The organism is Chroococcidiopsis sp. (genome assembly GCF_051657925.1).
Classification (GTDB): Bacteria; Cyanobacteriota; Cyanobacteriia; order Cyanobacteriales; family Chroococcidiopsidaceae; genus Chroococcidiopsis.
Genome location: NZ_JBOFLP010000057.1, coordinates 1 through 4808, shown reverse-complemented (window position 1 = coordinate 4808; position 4808 = coordinate 1). Strand labels below are relative to the sequence as shown.

The window sequence follows — 4808 nt, the reverse complement described above, 5'->3', positions numbered from 1 at the left end:
AATGACAAGCTAACCAAACTGTTCCTCAGCATCCAAATTAAACAGGACTTGAAGAGTTTGCATACAACGTCGCCTCGCCTCAATATCCTGCTGCGATCGCAACTGTACCATCGGATCGTGCAAAATTTTATTCACGATTCCTCTAGTTAAAGCTTCGATCACTTCTTGGTGCTTTTCGGCAAATTCCGATCCCAACCGCGATAAAGCTTTTTCTAACTCTTGTTCGCGAATGGTTTCGACTTTATGACGCAAGCAACTGATCGTAGAAACAGTTTCGAGCGATCGCCACCACACGTCAAATGTTTCTACTTCCTCATCCAGCAGCTTTTCAGCTTCCATTGCCATTCTGCGACGGCTTTCTTGGTTTTGAGCCACCACAGCCTTTAAATCGTCTACATTAAACGCTTGTACGTTGTCTAAATTGTTGACATCTTCATGTACGTTACGCGGTACGGAGATATCAAATAGCATCAACGGACGATTTGGTTCTAGAGCAATTTCCAGCTTAGCGCGATCGATCAGCGGTTCTGTAGCCGAGGTACTAGTAAATACCAAATCTGATGTTGCCACTACTGGCATCATTTCTGACAGTAAACAAAGTTTTAAATCTGCATGTTGAAACTGATTAGCTAAAGCTTGCGATCGCTTTAAAGAACGATTCAAAATACAAATTTGACTCGCACCTTTTGCCACCAAATGTTTAACGAGTAACTCCGACATTTTACCCGCCCCAACGATCGCCACTCGGCAAGCTGCCAAATTAGCAACTTTCATTTGGGCTAATTCTACTGCCGCAGAACTAATCGAAACCGCACCAGTACCGATACTAGTTTCAGAACGTACCCGTTTGCCAGCAGTAATTGCTTGTTTAAACAGCTTATTCAGAATGAGTTTGATACCGTTATATTGTTGTCCTAAACTGTGAGTTTGTTTTACCTGAGCTAGGATTTGCCCTTCTCCTAACACCAAGCTATCCAAACCAGCCGAGACTCGCATCAAGTGCATGACTGCATCTTGGTGGAGCAAAATAAATAAGTGTTGTCTTAAATCGCGGACTGGTAATTTGCTATGTTCGCCCAAAAACTGGCTAACTTCCCGAATCCCTTGTTCCGTTTCTGGAGTAACGATATAAATTTCCAGACGATTACAAGTGCTAAGTATTGCTGCTTCGGTAATATGCGGATAGCTACACAAAAGAGCGATCGCGCCTTCCAACTGCGATTCTGGAATACTCAGCTTTTCCCTAACTTCTACTGGAGCTGTTTTATGACTCAGCCCAACAACCGCAATGTTCATGTCTCCTCCCAAATAAGGGGTGAGGAGTGAGGAGTGAGGGGTGAGGGAATAAACAGTTATCAGTTATCAGTTACTCCCGACTCCCGACTCCCGACTCCCTGCTCCCTGCTCCCTGCTCCCTTTTCTTCCTACTTCAGTTGCAGTGTCTTTGGTTCGTCAAACATATGGATCGTGTCTACAAACCGCGCCGTGCGAGATTGGCTGGAGATAACTAAACTTTGGGTTCTGGCTCCACCTTTGAAGAAGCGGACACCTTCCATCAGCGTACCTGGAGTAATACCACAAGCAGCGAACAGGACGGTTTGACCCGAAGCTAACTCTTCAGCATTGTAAACTCGGTCTGGGTCATTAATTCCCATGTCTTTCAAACGGGCGATATTTCCCTCTTTACTTTCGCCAATCAAACCAGTTTTGACTACTTCTGGATCGTAGATCAATTGTCCTTGGAAATGCCCGCCCAAACAGCGCAACGCAGCGGCGGAAATTACGCCTTCTGGAGCTGCACCAATTCCCATCAAGGCATGAATGTTCGTTCCTGAGAAAGCACAGGAGATCGCGGCGGAGACATCGCCATCGCTAATTAAGCGTACTCTTGCCCCTGCTTGACGAATTTCTTGAATCAATTCTTTGTGGCGGGGGCGATCCATCACGACCACAACTAGCTCCTCTACGGCGCGTCCGAGGCATTCTGAGAGGATTTTGAGGTTTTGGGTAGCCGATTTATTAATATCTACATGACCGCGTGCTGGGGCTGGTGCTGCGAGCTTTCTCATGTAAAAGTCAGGAGCAGCAAACAAACCACCTTTTTCGGCGATCGCTAGTACAGCCATCGAGCCGTTTTGTCCGTAGGCGACTAAGTTAGTCCCTTCACAAGGGTCAACGGCAATGTCAATTTCAACTAATTCATCTGGGTTACAGTAATCTTTGGCATCGGAACGGGTACAAATCCCGACTTCTTCACCAATGTATAACATGGGGGCTTCATCCCGTTCGCCTTCACCGATGACAATCCGACCCCGCATGTAAATTTTATTCATTCTCTCCCGCATGGCTTCTACAGCCACTTGGTCAGCAGTGTTTTTCTCGCCTTTACCCATCCAACGGGAAGATGCGATCGCTGCTTGTTCTACAACTTCAATAATCTCTAAACCTAGAGTATTTTCCACGCGGTCTGTCCTCCCAATGCTCTGTTTGCTGCTGTTGTTTTGCGGCTGTATCAGTACATAAGTCTACCAAACCGCGTCACCCCGTGGACTACAAGTATTTACTCAGGTTTTGTTAAGTTTTGCTGCTGAAAGAGGGAAAAGGAGTGAGGAGTGAGGAGTGAGGGAATTGAGGAGGCGATCGCAACTTCAATTTTCTTGAACGCCTTTTAGTATTTTTGTACTTATGGTTTAGCAATTATAGAATTCGCGGCTACACAGACAAAACCTGCGGAGGCAGGTTTCAAATCTTCCCTTGTTTCCTAGTCCGCGCAGGCGGACTTAGTTTGTGTAGCTGCGATTTTAATCGCCCACTTTGTCTTTATCGACAAACCTTTCCATCAGGCATAATTGCCCCTTGAAAAACTGCCTTACTCAAATTAGCTCCATCCAACTTAGCTTCGCTTAAATTAGCACCTATAAAAACAGCTCTGCTGAGATTAGCACCCCTCAAATCTGCCTTAATTAAATTAGCATCCGTAAAATTAGCCTTACTTAAATTCGTCCATCTCAAATCCGTCATGTAAAGCTCCGCTGCACTCAAATCGGCTCCAAACAAATACGCACCACCAAAATGAGCTTCACTCAAATTAGCTTGACATAAATTGGCATGATAAAAATAAGTGGCGATCGCCTCAGCCTCATATAAATTCGTACTACTCAAATTAGCATGACTGAAATTAGCCCCAGTCAAATTAGTATAGACAAGACTAGCGCGACTCAACTTCGCTACACTCAAGTCTGCTTCGCTAAGAGTAGCTCCAATAAATTCAGCCGCCGTCAAATTAGCATGGCTGAGATCTGCGGCTTTTAAATCGACACCCCGCAAGTCTGCCCCGATCAGGTTGGCATAAGCTAAATCTGCACCCATTAGCTGAGCTGAAATTAACTGAGCATCAACTAATTCTGCTTTTTGCAAATTAGCGTCAATCAATTCAGCTCCGCACAAACTAGCTGCACTGAGATTAGCCCCACACAAATTAGCTGCAATCAGTTTAGCGCGATCGAGATTGGCTCTTTTTAGATTAGCCTTGGCGAGATTAGCCCCCCTAAAATTAGCCCCACACAAAATAGCTGCGCTCAAGTCAGGTTCAATCTGCACGTTTTGCTTGCGCCACTCCAACCAAGTAACTGCACCCTGTTGCAGTAGCGCCAGATGCTCCCGATTTGCCATTCCTACTACTCCTTGCGCCCACCAACAGCGGGATGTTCGCGTCCGAGAGCATTTTCCATCGCCGCCAACGCCGCACTCGAACCCGCAATAATATCTCGTTCTTCCCCACCCAGGTAAAGCCGTCCAAAACTACCCACTGCTTGAATCTCTAAAATATTAATCAAAGCTGCTTTTTCCGCTTGATTTGCGGCTAGAGCTGCATAAGCTGCAGGTTGAACTTCTAATACATACAACGTTTGTCCTGCCAAAATCATCTGCCCTCGGCGAGTACGGTTAATCAATTGTGTTTGGTGCGGATCGATATTGCGAATAATTTGACTCGACATCACTTGTGGCTTGAGGCAATCTCGTTCGCGCACTCCCATTGCTTCCATCACCGCCTTACCCGCTGCCCGCGTCTCCCCTTGGCGACTGGAATGGACTTCTAGCAATCCATAAAGCCGTTCTACCACCTGCACCCCTGGACGCACAGAAGCAGATTTTAGGGCAATATCCATTAAGCGGATTACCTCAATCCCTGGCGAGACTTCAATCCACAGAGAAGCATCACCTGGTAATGGCAAAAAACCTGCTGCCACCGTCCCCATGTAAGCTGCGTGTTGAGGTTGTAAGCTGTCTATAAACACATAACTGCGTAATTCAATACCCAAAACTTAAATCTCCAAGCTCGTCATTGGTCATTGGTCATTAGTCATTAGTCATTTGTGAGTTTCTAGCGATCGTCAGTAAAAATACCAATAGAGGCATAATTAAAGACTTACAGTGAAGGTGAGAGATAGTACCAATTACCAATTACCAAACTCTCACGTAGGCTGACTGTAGTTAAGTATAATCAGAATTAATATGCGATCGCGTTCGTAAATTTCTGTCCAGAATCCTGCCAAGAATATAACTATGTTGGATTTCCTCAATCCGATTCTCAACCGTCATCCAGAGCGAGTCAAAGCCAAGGTTGAGATTTACACCTGGCAGACTTGCCCCTACTGCATTCGCGCCAAATTATTGCTGTGGTGGAAGGGTGTCAACTACACGGAATACAAGATTGATGGTGATGATGTAGCTAGAAATACAATGGCAGAACGCGCCAACGGACGGCGCACCGTTCCGCAAATCTTCATCAATAACGAGCATGTCGG

Annotated in this window: 5 protein-coding genes; 1 reads left to right on the top strand and 4 read right to left on the bottom strand. The window is 45.8% G+C overall.

From position 1 onward, the window contains the following. Positions 1 to 9: 9 nt before the first annotated feature. From ACRC32_RS04235 to ACRC32_RS04220, 4 genes are all read right to left on the bottom strand, one after another. Positions 10 to 1296: a glutamyl-tRNA reductase gene (locus ACRC32_RS04235; protein WP_438552807.1), complete on the bottom strand. Its 1287-nt coding sequence runs from the start codon at positions 1294 to 1296 to the stop codon at positions 10 to 12. Between the two features lie 128 nt (positions 1297 to 1424). Beyond that, the gene (glpX, locus tag ACRC32_RS04230) at positions 1425 to 2462 is read right to left on the bottom strand and encodes a class II fructose-bisphosphatase (RefSeq protein ID WP_438552806.1); all 1038 of its coding nucleotides are present in this window, start codon (positions 2460 to 2462) and stop codon (positions 1425 to 1427) included. 358 nt (positions 2463 to 2820) lie between these two features. Then, positions 2821 to 3672, bottom strand: coding sequence for a pentapeptide repeat-containing protein (locus tag ACRC32_RS04225; protein ID WP_438552805.1), 852 nt, complete (start codon positions 3670 to 3672; stop codon positions 2821 to 2823). A 5-nt stretch (positions 3673 to 3677) separates the two neighbouring features. Next, a complete protein-coding gene (locus tag ACRC32_RS04220) occupies positions 3678 to 4322 on the bottom strand; it encodes a hypothetical protein (protein WP_192153726.1) in 645 nt (214 codons plus the stop codon). Positions 4323 to 4566: 244 nt separating this feature from the next. Here ACRC32_RS04220 and ACRC32_RS04215 point away from each other — a divergent pair. After that, positions 4567 to 4808 (top strand): glutaredoxin (locus tag ACRC32_RS04215; protein WP_438552804.1); only part of this gene is annotated, 242 nt, incomplete at its 3' end.